15 protein-coding genes are annotated in these 13613 nt (G+C 59.9%); 12 read left to right on the top strand and 3 right to left on the bottom strand.

Annotated elements, in window-relative coordinates:
* Nucleotides 1–6: 6 nt before the first annotated feature.
* From ACXAC3_RS21560 to ACXAC3_RS21540, 5 genes are all read left to right on the top strand, one after another.
* Nucleotides 7–987, top strand: coding sequence for a glucokinase (locus tag ACXAC3_RS21560; protein WP_475164811.1), 981 nt, complete (start codon nucleotides 7–9; stop codon nucleotides 985–987).
* A 37-nt stretch (nucleotides 988–1024) separates the two neighbouring features.
* Nucleotides 1025–1951, top strand: coding sequence for a carbohydrate kinase family protein (locus ACXAC3_RS21555; protein WP_475164741.1), 927 nt, complete (start codon nucleotides 1025–1027; stop codon nucleotides 1949–1951).
* A 17-nt stretch (nucleotides 1952–1968) separates the two neighbouring features.
* A complete protein-coding gene (locus tag ACXAC3_RS21550) occupies nucleotides 1969–2640 on the top strand; it encodes a D-lyxose/D-mannose family sugar isomerase (protein ID WP_475164739.1) in 672 nt (223 codons plus the stop codon).
* Nucleotides 2641–2908: 268 nt separating this feature from the next.
* A complete protein-coding gene (locus ACXAC3_RS21545) occupies nucleotides 2909–3247 on the top strand; it encodes a hypothetical protein (protein ID WP_475164736.1) in 339 nt (112 codons plus the stop codon).
* Nucleotides 3248–3257: 10 nt separating this feature from the next.
* Entirely contained in the window at nucleotides 3258–3719 is a 462-nt protein-coding gene (locus ACXAC3_RS21540; protein ID WP_475164735.1) for a hypothetical protein, read from the top strand.
* A 15-nt stretch (nucleotides 3720–3734) separates the two neighbouring features.
* Here ACXAC3_RS21540 and ACXAC3_RS21535 read toward each other — a convergent pair whose 3' ends face one another.
* Nucleotides 3735–4904 carry an acetate/propionate family kinase gene (locus ACXAC3_RS21535; RefSeq protein ID WP_475164733.1) on the bottom strand — a complete coding sequence of 390 codons (1170 nt, stop codon included), beginning with the start codon at nucleotides 4902–4904 and terminating at the stop codon, nucleotides 3735–3737.
* A complete protein-coding gene (locus tag ACXAC3_RS21530; protein WP_475164732.1) occupies nucleotides 4897–6291 on the bottom strand; it encodes a bifunctional enoyl-CoA hydratase/phosphate acetyltransferase in 1395 nt (464 codons plus the stop codon). The genes ACXAC3_RS21535 and ACXAC3_RS21530 overlap by 8 nt, the downstream gene beginning before the upstream one ends.
* 349 nt (nucleotides 6292–6640) lie before the next feature.
* Between ACXAC3_RS21530 and napF the strand changes: the two genes are divergently transcribed.
* The 6 genes from napF to ACXAC3_RS21500 are packed head-to-tail and all read left to right on the top strand — an operon-like array spanning nucleotide 6641 to nucleotide 11419.
* Nucleotides 6641–7156, top strand: coding sequence for a ferredoxin-type protein NapF (gene napF / locus ACXAC3_RS21525; protein ID WP_475164730.1), 516 nt, complete (start codon nucleotides 6641–6643; stop codon nucleotides 7154–7156).
* Nucleotides 7153–7437: a chaperone NapD gene (locus ACXAC3_RS21520; RefSeq protein WP_475164729.1), complete on the top strand. Its 285-nt coding sequence runs from the start codon at nucleotides 7153–7155 to the stop codon at nucleotides 7435–7437. The genes napF and ACXAC3_RS21520 overlap by 4 nt, the downstream gene beginning before the upstream one ends.
* Nucleotide 7438: 1 nt before the next feature.
* A complete protein-coding gene (gene napA / locus ACXAC3_RS21515) occupies nucleotides 7439–9931 on the top strand; it encodes a nitrate reductase catalytic subunit NapA (protein WP_475164727.1) in 2493 nt (830 codons plus the stop codon).
* Between the two features lie 57 nt (nucleotides 9932–9988).
* The gene (locus tag ACXAC3_RS21510) at nucleotides 9989–10417 is read left to right on the top strand and encodes a nitrate reductase cytochrome c-type subunit (protein WP_475164725.1); all 429 of its coding nucleotides are present in this window, start codon (nucleotides 9989–9991) and stop codon (nucleotides 10415–10417) included.
* A gap of 29 nt (nucleotides 10418–10446) precedes the next feature.
* Complete coding sequence (locus ACXAC3_RS21505; RefSeq protein ID WP_475164723.1) at nucleotides 10447–11148, top strand: NapC/NirT family cytochrome c; 702 nt, start codon at nucleotides 10447–10449, stop codon at nucleotides 11146–11148.
* Nucleotides 11149–11161: 13 nt separating this feature from the next.
* Nucleotides 11162–11419, top strand: a complete 258-nt coding sequence (locus ACXAC3_RS21500; RefSeq protein ID WP_475164721.1) for a hypothetical protein — start codon at nucleotides 11162–11164, stop codon at nucleotides 11417–11419.
* A gap of 16 nt (nucleotides 11420–11435) precedes the next feature.
* Here the strand turns inward: ACXAC3_RS21500 and ACXAC3_RS21495 are convergent, their stop codons facing one another.
* The gene (locus ACXAC3_RS21495; RefSeq protein ID WP_475164720.1) at nucleotides 11436–12350 is read right to left on the bottom strand and encodes a GlxA family transcriptional regulator; all 915 of its coding nucleotides are present in this window, start codon (nucleotides 12348–12350) and stop codon (nucleotides 11436–11438) included.
* Between the two features lie 98 nt (nucleotides 12351–12448).
* Between ACXAC3_RS21495 and ACXAC3_RS21490 the strand changes: the two genes are divergently transcribed.
* Nucleotides 12449–13609 carry an acyl-CoA dehydrogenase family protein gene (locus tag ACXAC3_RS21490; RefSeq protein ID WP_475164718.1) on the top strand — a complete coding sequence of 387 codons (1161 nt, stop codon included), beginning with the start codon at nucleotides 12449–12451 and terminating at the stop codon, nucleotides 13607–13609.
* Nucleotides 13610–13613 lie beyond the last annotated feature (4 nt).

Below are 13613 nucleotides of genomic sequence, written 5' to 3'. Positions count from 1 at the left end.
GGAGCGATGCACGAGCATTGGAACTTGGTTGCCGATATCGGCGGCACCAACACACGACTGGGCGTAATCTCGAACGGTATACTGACCGATCTGCGCAAATACCCCACCGGGACCCTGCCCGAATTGCTGGAGGCGTTTCACAGCCTGCGCGACGAGATCGGCACTGACCCGCGCGCCGTTGTCGCCGCCGGGGCCGGTCCGGTGCGGGACGGAACAATCCGCCTGACAAACGCGCATCTCGACCTGTCTGAAAGCGATATCGGCAAGGCAACCGGTGCGCAGCACACATTCGTGATCAACGACTTTACCGCCGCGGCGTGGTCCGTGGCCGAAGTCACCGCTGCCGATGTCGAGGTTCTGCAGGGGACCGCGACGCCTCCGCAGGGAACGCGGCTGGTGGTTGGCCCGGGCACCGGGCTTGGCGTCGGAGCATTGATCTATTCCGGCGGCCGCTATCACACCGCTTCGGGCGAAGGTGGTCACGTCGGGCTGTCGCCGCGCCACGCTGATGAGGTCGAGATTTTCCGGGCCGCCCGCCACATCGCGCCGGATAGTTTCTTTGATGACGGCCTGACACTTGAGGCCGAAATGTTCCTGAGCGGGACGGGGCTGCCGGTTCTGTACCGGGCGGCGGGAATGGCCGCAGGGCAAGCGGATACGCCGATGCGCAACGCCCGCGACATTCTGGAGGATGCGCGCACCGGGTCTGATCCGATTGCCGAAAAAACCGCTCAAATGTTCACCACCCATCTGGGGGCCGTTATGGGCGACCTTTCTGTGGTCCTCATGCCCGTAGGCGGCGTGTTCCTTGTGGGGGGCGTTGCCGAGAAAAACCGATGGCTGTTCAAGGATGCCTTCCGCGACGCCTTCAATGCCGGCGGGCGGTTCAGCGGGTTGCGGCGTTCCATGAACCTTTATGTGTCGGAACAGGATGAATTTGGCATTGTTGGCGCTAACAACTTCTGCAAAAGTGCGCTTGCGCGGTAAACTGACCGCCTGACGACGCAAACAGAAAGGACCGGGCATGATCCTGTGCTGCGGTGAAGCCCTGATCGACATGATCGCCGCCCCGACCGTTTCCGGAGGCGAAGGATTCGTGCCTCACTCTGGCGGCGCTGTTTTCAACACGGCCATTTCGCTGGGGAGGTTGGGGGCACCGGTTGGCATGCTGACCGGCCTGTCCTCTGACATGTTCGGTCTGCAACTGGGCGATGCCCTGCAAACCAGCCATGTCGATGCAAGCCATGTCATCCGCTCGGACCGCCCGACGACGCTGGCCTTCGTGCAGTTGAAGGACGGGCACGCATCCTACAGCTTTATGGATGAAAACTCGGCCGGTCGCATGCTGACGCCCGAAGACATGCCCGCTCAGCTCCCTGCGGTGTCGGCGCTCTATTTCGGCGGTATCAGCCTGGCCTGCGAACCTTGTGCCGACGCTTATGCCGCGCTGCTGGATCGTCATGGGTCGGACCGGGCCGTCATGCTTGATCCCAATATCCGGCCCGGGTTCATCTCTGACCAGACCCGGTATCGCACGCGCCTGAATCGGATGATCGGACAGGCCGATGTCATCAAGGTTTCAGATGAGGATCTGGACTGGATCATCCCCGGACCGGAAAGCGTTTCCGACAAAGTCCGGCTGTTGCTGCAGGCTGGCCCTGCTGTTGTCATCGTGACCCGGGGCAGTCAGGGTGCCTCCGGATTTCTGGCCGACGGCACCGAAACGTCGGTGCCGGTTCAACCGGTCCAAGTGGTCGATACAGTAGGTGCCGGTGACACGTTCAACGCCGGCGTACTGGCAGAGTTGGACAGGTCGGGCCATCTGACCAAGGCCGGCGTGCGTGCGCTGACACCCGATACTTTGCGCGCCGCCCTTGCCAAAGGTGCCGAAGTTGCCGCCGTCACCGTTTCCCGCGCCGGGGCGAACCCGCCCTGGGCGCACGAGCTTTGACCGACGAGGGAACACACATGAAACGCTCAGACATCAACACCATCAAGACCGAGGCCGAGGCTTTCATCCAATCCTTCGGGGCGGTTTTGCCGCCTTTCGCCAACTGGTCCCCGGACCGGATGCGCAGCGATGAGGCGGCAGGCATTCGCGAACGGGGGCTGGGCTGGGACATCACCGATTATGGGCAGGGTCGTTTTGACGAACTGGGCTTGTTCCTGTTCACCCTGCGCAATGGGGACTTTGGCGATCTGAGCCAGGGTCGGGGCATGCTTTACGCGGAAAAGCTGCTGGTTTCGCGTGACCGGCAACTGTCCCCGATGCACCGTCATGTTGTCAAAGCCGAAGACATCATCAACCGCGGCGGCGGCGATCTGGTGATGGAAATCTATGCCTCGGACCCGCAGGGCGGCATTGACCGGGATACGTCTGTGACCGTGCCCAGCGATGGCTGTCCCGTGACGATCCGCCCCGGCGAACTGCTGCGCCTGAAACCCGGTCAGAGCGTGACCCTGATGCCCGGCATCTGGCATGCCTTCTGGGCGGAAAAAGGCGATTGCCTGATCGGGGAAGTATCGACCGTCAATGACGATCGCACCGACAACGTGTTCGAAGAACCGATTCCGCGTTTCGCAACTATCGAAGAAGATGCCGAGCCCGACTTTTTGCTTGTCGCAGATTATTTCGCGTGAAACCCGGGGCGCTTAGTGCGTCCCGCGCGGCAAGCCGCGTCCCTTCCGCGTTCCAACAACAAACATTGTCGACTCCCTTGGCGTCGACAATCCGGCCGGAAGAGATCGTCAAAACGCCGATCTTGCTGCATTGCGCCACCAGCTCTCCGCTGTAGGGTCACGACTGCGCCTGGTCAACGTGCGGGTCATCAGCAAGTACCCAGCTAGCCGCGCAATTTCCATCGGCTCTGGATAAGTCCCTTTTCCTGAACCGGAAAAGCGCATTAACATGAACGTCGAAACAAGGTTGAATGCCGCAGACCCGTTTGCGGGCGATCATGCAAGGATCGGTGTCATGGTAACAAAAGCTGAACTGGAAGCGCAGGTCGCGGAACTCCGCCGTCAGTTGGCCGAGCAATCCGGCAGTGGTCCTGCGCAGGCCGATGCGAACCATGGCGCCGCCGACCCGGAAGAAACGGTTACAGAGCGCATTGCCGATAGCCTTGAGGCGTGGTCAGCCCAGTTGGAAGAGGCGCTGACGGAACTGGAAGACCTGCCGCACAAAAAGCCGATCCTGTTTGCCCTTGGCATCTTCACGCTTGGCTATCTGCTAGGCCGTTCCCGGTAGGAGCCCAATCATGAGCCGCATTTCCCGCAACATCTCAATCATTCTGCGTGCCGAACGGCTGATTGCGCAACGGCATCTGACCATCGCAGCGAAGCGCACCGGCTTTTATGCCGCGGCAGGGCTGGCGGTGGGGCTGGCCGTTGTCATGCTGAATGTGGCGGGTTTTTTCTGGCTGTCTGCGACACTGTCGAAGCCGTTGTCGGCCCTGATCCTGGCCGCCGGAAACCTGCTGCTGGCACTTGTGCTCGCCTTGGTGGCAAACACTCAGAACGCGCAGGCCGATACCACGGCGGCCGTCGAACTGCGCGACATGGCTCTGCAAGATATCGAAACGGAAATAAAGGACAGCCTGTCTGATGCCCGCAATACGGTTCAGGGTATCCGGCGCGACCCGATTGGCGCACTGACACCTGATGTCGTCAGCGCGATCCTCAGCACCCTGATCAAATACGCGCGCAGACGCAAAGACTAGGCGAATTGACTAGTTTCAGATCATTTGCGCGGCGGCCCGCGCGATCACCATTTCTTCGTTTGTGGGGATCGCCAGAATACGGACACGGCTGAAATCTGTCGACAAAACCGTGCCTCCGTCGGCATTGCGGTTGTGGTCCATCTCAATTCCGATCCAACGCATACCGTCACACACCATCTGACGGATCCGGGCCGAGTTTTCCCCGACACCACCGGTAAAGACCAATGCATCGATCCCTTCCAGCGCGGCGGAGAGCGCGCCAAGTTCGCGCCGGATACGGAACACGTAATAGTCGATGGCCTTGCGCGCCTCGGGCGTGGCAGCCGCCAGCAGCGTGCGCATGTCAGACGAGATCCCCGACAGACCCAGCAGCCCGGATTTGCGATAGAGGACCTCGGCGATTTCTTCCGCCGTCATCCCGTCCTGCTGCATCATGTAAAGTACGACGCCCGGGTCCAGCTGACCGCTGCGTGTCCCCATCGGCAAGCCGTCCAGAGCAGAAAACCCCATGGTGGATGCAACGGCCCGCCCGCCGGACACCGCACACATCGAAGCCCCGTTGCCCAGATGCGCGATGACCACGCGGCCGTCATAAAGCCCCGGTGCAATTTCCTTCAGCTTCTGAGAGATATAGTCGTAGCTCAGCCCGTGAAAGCCGTACCGGCGCACACCCTTATCATAATAGCTCTGTGGCAAAGCGAATGTATCGTTCACCCAAGGGTGCTTGCGGTGAAACGCAGTGTCGAAACACGCGACCTGGGCCGTTCCCGGAAACGCAGCACTGGCGGCGCGAATTCCGGCAAGGCTGTAGGGTTGGTGCAACGGCGCAAAAGGGATGAAGCCCTGCAATGTGTCGATGACGCTGTCATCAATCTTCACGGGCTCGGAATAAACTGTGCCGCCATGTACGACGCGATGACCAATTGCGCGCACGTGAATATCCGGCAGGTTTTCGCGAGCCATTTCCAGAAAGGCGTGAATGGCCTCATCATGGCTATTTGTGTTGGTCAGTGGCTGGTCGATCGACCGACCACCGGCGGATTGTGCCAGCAGCCGGGGCGCATCGCCCAGACGTTCGACCTGCCCGCGCCACCGCATGCTGGGCCGATTGGCTTCCACCAGCTCATACAGTGCGAATTTCAGCGACGAGGACCCGGCGTTCAGCGCCACCACATGATCAGCCATGGAATTTCTCCTTGCTCGCAATCGCATGCAAAGCCGCCACCGCGCAGGACACCAGACGCGACGCGTCATCATCCGCGCGCGATGTCAGGATAATTGGCGCCGCAGCACCAACAACGATCCCGGCGGCTTCGGCATGAGAGATATAGGTCAGCTGTTTCGCCACCATGTTGCCTGCTTCGATATTCGGCGCCACCAGGATATCGGCGGCACCGGCGACCTCGGATGTAAGGCCCTTGGTGCGGGCTGCATTCAGGTCCACCGCGTTGTCCATGGCCAGTGGCCCGTCAACGATGCCGCCGGTAATCTGGCCGCGTTCGGCCATCTTGGACAACAGCGCGGCATCGACCGAAGACGGCATGTGCGGGTTGATCGTCTCAACAGCCGACAGCACCCCGACCTTGGGAGTTTCGATGCCGATGGAATGCGCGAGGTGGATTGCGTTCTGAACGATATCGGCCTTGGTCTCCAGATCAGGGGCGATGTTGACCGCGGCATCCGTGACCATGATCGGCCGGGACATGCCCGGCACATCCATCACAAACACATGCGACAACCGTCGCCCGGTCCGCAGGCCCTTGTCGCGGCGCAAAACCGCGCGCAGCAGAACATCTGTATGCAGATGCCCCTTCATCAGTGTCTGTGCTCGGCCCTCAACCACAAGATCGACGGCGCGATGAGCAGCTTGTTCGTGGCTGCGGGCCTCGATGATCTCGATCCCGGAAATGTCCGCATTCAATTCGGCCGCCGCGGCCGCAATCTTGTCGGGATTTCCGATCAGGATCGGTGTGATTATGCTGTTGGACTGGCCCAGCAACGCCCCGCCCAGCGAATTCGGTTCCTCCGGGGTAACCACAGCAGTTGGCATCGGATCCAGCGGTCTGGCTTTTTCCAACAAGGCGTCAAAATGGCGATGACGCTGCACGATCAGACCCGGTACTTCGATGGATTCAAATTCCAGATGTTGTGCCGGCGGCGTGACCTGCACTTCGCCGCTCATGATCAAGGCATTGTCCCCGACACGGCGCACTTCGGCCGCGCAGAGCAGATCACCATCGTCTCGCTTCTCAAGAATTGACACAACGGCCGTCAACTCATCCCCGGCCAGAACCGGGACATGAAAGGTCAGGCTTGCCTGCCGCGTCTGCGTCCCGGCCCCCGGAAGAATGTTGCCGAGAACGGCCGCGACCAGACCCGCGGGCCAAAGCGCAGGTGCCACGGCCTCGGGGCGTCCGTCGCCGTCACCGTCATATCCAGCCAGATGCAAAGGGTTGTGATCGCCCGACGCCGACGCAAAGGCATAGAGATCATCAACCGTGCATAACCGCGTCAGCTGTGCTTCGTCGCCGACCTCAAGCTGCGAGAACGTGCGGTTTTCATGTATCTTCATAGCAAGCTGATCCTGTTCAGCGTGGTCCCCTTGCACGCCTGTGATTTGGTCGCAACCTTTGGGCCACAGCCGGTATTTGGTTTGCGAACAGCAAGATCCGGCGCTGTTCTGTAGCGTTTACCGCCTTGGGGTTTAGCACGTTCTATGCCGCGCCGCCGCATAACAGTCAAATGTAACAGCTTCATCTTCTGGTGCACCGGATCACCTGCGCCTCGCCAACGCCCGGACAACTCCCGAGAACATGAAGCGCGCGAGGCTTGGGGCACGAAATTAATGAAAAAGCGTCGGTAATTCAGGCGATTTGGGGTAGGCTGGAACAGGGAATCAAGCTTAGCCAGGTCACAGCGATATGAGCGAACTGACCAGCCGGCGCGCTTTTCTCAGCGCCAAACCGCTGATGGAGGACCGCAGCATTGTCCGGCCCCCCGGATCGGCTGTGCCGGGGTTTGTCGATCAGTGCACCAAATGTGGCGACTGTGTAGAGGCCTGCCCCGAGGCCGTGATCGACATCGGGGCGGATGGCTACCCCGTCTTGCAGACTAGCACGGGACCCTGCACCTTTTGCGGCGTATGCGCCCTGTCCTGTCCGACCGATGCGCTGGATATCGAACGCCTGTCAGATTGGCCCTGGCGTGCCGCCATCAAGGGCGATGCCTGCCTGTCGATGCGCGGCGTTAGCTGCCGCCTTTGTCAGGACAATTGCGACCAGCGCGCCATCGGATTCAGATTGCAACTGGGCGGCCGCGCCGAACCCGTTCTGGACCCTGACGCCTGCACCGGATGCGGCGCCTGCACGTCGCTTTGCCCGGCCAGTGCCATTGCGCTTGAACGCATGACCCTGTCCCAGACGGAGGCGATCCAATGAATATCTGCGGGTGCCTCGCCCATGTTCTGCCGGAAAAGGCAGAAGCCGTTGCAAAAACGATGACAGAGATACCGGGCGTCGAAATACACGCCCGCGCCGAAGACGGCCGTTTCGTCGTCGTCATCGAAGACACCCCGACACGCCTGGCCTCTGAGACCATCATGGATCTGCACCAGATCCCCGGAGTGATCTCGGTGAGCCTGACCTATCACCATTTCGAAGATCTCGCGGCCCCAGCCGCGCCCCAACGCCCCACGCCAACCGACAAGCAGGAGGCTTGAAATGACCATTTCTGAATCGCGCCGGACCTTTCTGAAATCGACCGCTGCGGCGGCAACCGCTTCTGCTGCCGGGCTGCCTTTTGCAACAGGGGAAGCCGATGCTCAGATCGGTATCCCGGATATCCGGTGGGACAAGGCACCCTGCCGGTTCTGCGGAACGGGATGCACTGTTCTGGTCGGCACAAAGAACGGCCGCGTGGTTGCCACGCAGGGTGACCCGCATGCCGAGGTGAACCGGGGGCTCAACTGCATCAAGGGCTATTTCCTGTCCAAGATCATGTATGGCGAAGACCGTCTGACACAGCCCATGCTGCGCAAACGGGACGGCAAATTCGCCAAGGACGGCGAGTTCGAACCGGTCTCGTGGGACGAAGCCTTCAACATCATGGCCGAAAAATGGAAGGAGACCCTGAAGAACAAAGGCCCCGACGGTGTCGGCATGTTTGGTTCGGGGCAATGGACCGTGTGGGAAGGATATGCCGCGTCCAAGCTGATGAAGGCGGGCTTCCGGTCCAACAATATTGACCCCAATGCGCGTCACTGCATGGCTTCGGCCGTGGTGGGATTCATGCGCACATTCGGCATTGACGAGCCCATGGGGTGCTATGACGATTTTGAAGCTGCTGATACGTTTGTCCTCTGGGGGTCGAACATGGCCGAGATGCACCCCATCCTGTGGTCGCGGCTGACCGACACGCGCCTGACCAAAGAAGGCTGTGAGGTCCACGTTCTATCCACGTTCGAGCACCGCTCATTCGAACTGGCAGACAACGGAATCGTATTCCATCCCCAGACCGATCTGGCGATCCTCAACTATGTCGCCAATCACATCATAGAAACCGGGTCGGTCAACGAGGAATTCCTGTCCAAACACGTGAACATCACACGGACAGCCACGGATATCGGCTTTGGTCTCAGGGATGAGATCCCGTTGCAACAAGCCGCCGGCAACCCCAATTCCGGAGAGCTGACACCGATCAGCTTTGACGAATACGCGGAATCCGTAAAACCCTATACGCTGGACTACACCGCCGAACTTTCGGGCGTGCCCGCAGAAAAGCTGGAACGTCTGGCGCAGCAATACGCCGACCCGGACCGCAAGGTCATGAGCCTTTGGACCATGGGTTTCAATCAGCACACGCGAGGGTCCTGGGTGAATTCGCTGTGCTACAACGTGCATCTGCTGACGGGTAAAATCTCTGAACCGGGCAATTCGCCCTTCTCGCTGACCGGCCAGCCATCGGCCTGCGGCACGGCCCGCGAAGTGGGCACCTTTGCCCATCGTCTTCCGGCGGATTACGTGGTGACCAACCCGGAACATCGCGCCAAGGCCGAGAAAATCTGGAAACTGCCGGACGGCACGATCCCCGACAAAGTCGGTTTTCATGCCGTTCTGCAGCACCGCATGCTCAACGACGGGGTGCTGAACGCCTATTGGGTTCAGTGCAACAACAACATGCAGGCCGCGCCGAACATGAACGAGGAAGGCTGGCCGGGCTACCGTAACCCCGACAATTTCATCACGGTCTCCGACCCCTACCCGACCGTCACGGCCCTGTCCGCGGACCTGATATTGCCGACGGCTATGTGGGTTGAAAAGGAAGGCTGTTACGGCAATGCCGAGCGCCGCACCCAGATGTGGCGCCAGCAGGTACATGCCCCGGGCGAGGCGAAATCCGACCTTTGGCAAGTCATGGAGTTTTCCAAACGATTCACGGTTGAAGAAGCCTGGGGTGAAGAGTTTCTGGCCACTGCACCCGAGATGGCCGGCAAGACCCTGTTCGAGGTGCTTTTTCAGAACGGCAACGTCGACAAGTTCCCCCTCAGCGAGATCCAGCCCGGTCACCCGAACGATGACGCCAATCACTTTGGATTCTACGTTCAAAAGGGTCTGTTCGAGGAATACGCCGAATTTGGTCGCGGGCACGGGCATGACCTTGCGCCGTTTGAACGCTATCACGAGACACGCGGCCTGCGCTGGCCCGTGGTGGACGGAAAAGAAACGCTGTGGCGGTATCGCGAAGGTCACGACCCATATGTCGAGGCGGGTTCCGAAGTTCAGTTCTATGGGTTCTCGGACAAGAAGGCCCGGATCATCTTTGCACCATACGAAGCGCCACCCGAAGCGCCGGATGACGAATTTGACCTGTGGCTCTGCACCGGTCGGGTGCTGGAACACTGGCATTCGGGCTCGATGACCCGCCGTGTCCCCGAATTGCACCGGTCCTTCCCGCTTGCGGTTCTGTACATGCATCCCGACGATGTTGAAGATCGCGGTTTGCGGCACGGTCAGGAAATCAAAATTACGACCCGCCGCGGCGAGGTAACCAGCCGGGTGATGACCAAGGGCCGCAACAAGATGCCGCGCGGGCTGGTGTTCATGCCTTGGTTCGACGAGGGGCAACTGACCAACAAGCTGACACTCGATGCAACCTGTCCGCTTTCCAAACAGACCGATTTCAAGAAATGCGCCTGCAAGGTCGAGCGTGCCTGACGCCGGGACACAGATCGAAAGATTTGCCGCCCGGCCAAACAAGAAGGAACATGCAAGATGAAAAAGTTAATCGCCCTGGCAGCCGCCCTTCTGACCGCAATAGGCGGTTTTGCCGTCGCACAAGAGCTTCAGGATTTGCGTGGCGCCCCGGCCAATAGCCCAAGTGTCGTGAACATGAACCTTCAATGGGACACTCGCGAGGGGCGAATGGTCCGGAACTATCGCCAGCAACCGCCGCTGATCCCGCATTCCGTGACCCAGTACCAGATCGACCTGCGGACCAACCAGTGCCTTTCCTGCCACGACTGGACCAAGGCGGGCGAACGCAACGCCCCGACGCTGTCGATGACGCATTATCTGGATCGCGACGGCAACGAATTGGATTACATCGCCGGCACGCGGTATTTCTGCAACCAGTGCCATGTCCCGCAGGCCGATACGTCGCCGCTGGTTGAAAACGTGTTTCAACCATCGTCCGTCGACTGATCCGACGCTGATTTGAAAGGAGCACCGAAATGGCCGACTCCCCTGAAAAACGCGGTTGGATTGGACGGGTGTGGAACGCGATCTGGACACCCACCGCCCTGTTCAGTTCCGGTTTTCTGATTCTGGCGGGCTTTCTGGCGGGGATCCTGTTCTGGGGCGGTTTCCACTGGACGCTGGAGCTGACCAATACCGAAGAGTTCTGCACCTCTTGCCACACGATGGAAACCAATCTGGGCGAATACCGCGAAACGATACACTACAACAACCATTCCGGCGTGCGGGCGATCTGCTCCGACTGTCACGTACCGCATGAATGGAACCACAAGATCAAGGCCAAGATCATGGCCGTCAAAGACGTCTATCATGAAGTGGCCGGCACCATCAGCACCACCGAGAAATACGAGGAGCACCGGCTGAGCATGGCTGCGGCCGTCTGGAAAAAGATGAAAGCCTCGGACAGCCGCGAATGCCGGAACTGTCACAATTTCGATTACATGGACTTCACCATTCAGGAAGCCCGCGCCGCGTCAGAACACCAGCGCGCGATCGACAATGACATGACCTGCATCGACTGCCACCAGGGCATCGCCCACAACCTGCCACCGGGATATCTTGAGCGCTATCAGGAAGTTACGGAAACACTTGCCGGACATGCCGCAGGGGCGGACCCGCAACAATTGGCGGATAGCAGTCAAGAAATCCGGTCATATCTGACCACACGGGCAGACTGAAGAGGGGCGCGATATGCTGGAACTGCTTGGAACCATCGGCGCAAACATCATCAGCCTGCCGGGTATCCTTGGCCTGGCGCTGGGAATGATGACGCGCCGCCTCTGGCTGGGTGCCGCGATGGGCGGCTTGGTGGGTGTTGTCGAAACGATGATATTCGCACATTGGAAATTCGCCTCTGTCGAAACCTTCGAACTTCTGATCGCGGTGATCATCGGCCTTTGCGCGGGCACGCTGGGATCGTTGATCCGCATCAAGGGCGCCACGGTCTGAACAGGCTAGCCGGATGTCACTGGCCGCGAAACGATGTCGGGGTTTGACCAAACTCAGCCCTGAACGCCCGGGTCATGGCGCTGGCGTTTTCATACCCGCACCGAGCGGCGATTTCCGCGATGGATTGTTCTGTCTCTTCTGCCAGCCTGCGCGCAAGAATTAGGCGCAGCCGCCGGTACAATGCCTGTGGGGTGGTTCCGAGCTGGGCCTGAACCCGCATTTCGATCCGCTTTTGCGAGCATCCGATCCTGCGGGCGAGCTCGCTGATCGTCAGCGGGGTTTCCAGATTTGCCTGCATGACCGACAACGCGCGATTGACCAGAGTGTCCTCGGATTTCAGCGGCAGCGCGTAGTGATCGGCAGCGCCGCGGCTCATCAGCAGATGAGCCACCTCCATCGACAGAAACGGACCGTGATCGCGCCGGATCAGGGCTGAGGCAAGATCAAACGCCGCCATCGCTCCGGAACAGGTCATCCGATTGCCATCTATGACGAAACGCTCCCGAACTGCGTTGACCGCAGGAAAGCTCTCTTCGAACCGCGACAGCTCATCCCAATGGATGGTTGCGCGGTGATCATCCAGCAACCCCGCGCGGGCCAGCAGCCAGCTTCCGGTATCCAGCCCGGCCAATTGCGAATGCCGTCTGGCCGCCGCCAGAAGGACACGGATGGTTGGGTGCGTGTCAAGCTTCAGGTAGCCATAGGACGGCATGACAACCAGCACATCACCGGTCTGATCGCTCAGCGCCGCATCGGGTGTGACGACAAGACCGCTGGAACTGCGGATGGGGTGTCCGTCCAGAGAACAGAACTGCCACGCATAGAGCGCCTGCCGCGCCAGCGTATTGGCGGCTCGCAACGGTTCGACCATGTTGGCAAGGCAGTGGTTCGAAAAGCCATCAAACAGCAGAATATTGAAACGCTGGGCCAAAATTTACCAACTCTGCATGTTTTTGCTCCAACTCTGCATACCGCCAACATGTCTTGTACCGTTTCATTCGTCAATCACCCAGCCAAGGAAGGCGTGACATGCAGTTTGGTCTGTCAGACGAACAGGAAATGATCGTTTCCACGGTTCGCAGTTTTGTCGAAAACGAAATCTATCCCCATGAGGCGGCTGTCGAACGCAACGGCTCTGTACCGTTGGAACTGGGCGCTGAGATCAAGCAGAAATGCATCGATCTGGGGTTCTATGCCTGCAACTTCCCGGAAGAGGTCGGCGGTGCCGGACTGTCCCATCTGGATTTCACACTGGTCGAGCGTGAACTTGGGCGAGGATCCATGGCGCTGACCCATTTCTTTGGCCGGCCGCAGAATATTCTGATGGCCTGCAATGACGACCAGCGCGCGCGCTACCTGCTGCCTGCCGTGCGCGGCGAAAAGATGGACGCGCTGGCAATGACCGAACCGGATGCGGGATCGGATGTGCGCGGCATGAAATGTCAGGCCGTGCGGGACGGCGGCGATTGGGTCGTCAACGGCTCGAAGCATTTTATCTCGGGCGCTGAGCACGCGGATTTCTTTATCGTTTTCATCGCCACCGGCGTGGACGAAACCCCGAAGGGGCCGAAAAAGCGCATCACCACGTTTCTGGTGGATCGCGGCACGCCCGGTTTTGAAGTGCGCGAAGGCTATAACTCGGTCAGTCATAAAGGATACAAGAACTACATCCTCTACTTCGACAATTGCCGCCTGCCCGACGCGCAGGTTTTGGGTGAGGTCGATGGCGGCTTTGCCGTGATGAACGAATGGCTTTATGCGACGCGTCTGACGGTTGCCGCTTTTTCAGTTGGCCGCGCGCGCCGTTGCTTTGACTATGCGCTGAACTACGCCGCCGAGCGCAAACAATTCGGGCAGCCCATCGGCAAGTTTCAGGGTGTCGGCTTTCAGATCGCCGACATGATCACCGAGATCGATGCGGCAGACTGGCTAACCCTGTCCGCCGCCTGGCGTCTGGATCAGAACCTGCCCGCGAATCGCGAAATCGCCTCGGCCAAGCTATATGCGTCCGAGATGCTGGCGCGGGTGACCGACAGCACACTGCAAATCTTTGGCGGAATGGGTCTTATGGATGACTTCCCGATCGAACGGTTCTGGCGCGATGCGCGCGTTGAACGCATCTGGGACGGGACCAGCGAAATTCAGCGCCACATCATCAGTCGCGACTTGCTGCGCCCCCTGGGTGCCTAATCCG

It is taken from the genome of Ruegeria sp. ABV4_181 (assembly GCF_056158465.1).
Note: the sequence above shows the minus strand (reverse complement) of the source record. Positions and strands in the feature narration are given on the sequence as shown.

Bases quoted from the DNA above. Each gene is read 5' to 3' on its own strand.
- ACXAC3_RS21560 (WP_475164811.1), top strand. From the start codon at position 7: ATGCACGAGCATTGGAACTTGGTTGCCGATATCGGCGGCACCAACACA.
- ACXAC3_RS21555 (WP_475164741.1), top strand. From the start codon at position 1,025: ATGATCCTGTGCTGCGGTGAAGCCCTGATCGACATGATCGCCGCCCCG.
- ACXAC3_RS21550 (WP_475164739.1), top strand. From the start codon at position 1,969: ATGAAACGCTCAGACATCAACACCATCAAGACCGAGGCCGAGGCTTTC.
- ACXAC3_RS21545 (WP_475164736.1), top strand. From the start codon at position 2,909: ATGAACGTCGAAACAAGGTTGAATGCCGCAGACCCGTTTGCGGGCGAT.
- ACXAC3_RS21540 (WP_475164735.1), top strand. From the start codon at position 3,258: ATGAGCCGCATTTCCCGCAACATCTCAATCATTCTGCGTGCCGAACGG.
- ACXAC3_RS21535 (WP_475164733.1), bottom strand. From the start codon at position 4,904: ATGGCTGATCATGTGGTGGCGCTGAACGCCGGGTCCTCGTCGCTGAAA.
- ACXAC3_RS21530 (WP_475164732.1), bottom strand. From the start codon at position 6,291: ATGAAGATACATGAAAACCGCACGTTCTCGCAGCTTGAGGTCGGCGAC.
- napF (WP_475164730.1), top strand. From the start codon at position 6,641: ATGAGCGAACTGACCAGCCGGCGCGCTTTTCTCAGCGCCAAACCGCTG.
- ACXAC3_RS21520 (WP_475164729.1), top strand. From the start codon at position 7,153: ATGAATATCTGCGGGTGCCTCGCCCATGTTCTGCCGGAAAAGGCAGAA.
- napA (WP_475164727.1), top strand. From the start codon at position 7,439: ATGACCATTTCTGAATCGCGCCGGACCTTTCTGAAATCGACCGCTGCG.
- ACXAC3_RS21510 (WP_475164725.1), top strand. From the start codon at position 9,989: ATGAAAAAGTTAATCGCCCTGGCAGCCGCCCTTCTGACCGCAATAGGC.
- ACXAC3_RS21505 (WP_475164723.1), top strand. From the start codon at position 10,447: ATGGCCGACTCCCCTGAAAAACGCGGTTGGATTGGACGGGTGTGGAAC.
- ACXAC3_RS21500 (WP_475164721.1), top strand. From the start codon at position 11,162: ATGCTGGAACTGCTTGGAACCATCGGCGCAAACATCATCAGCCTGCCG.
- ACXAC3_RS21490 (WP_475164718.1), top strand. From the start codon at position 12,449: ATGCAGTTTGGTCTGTCAGACGAACAGGAAATGATCGTTTCCACGGTT.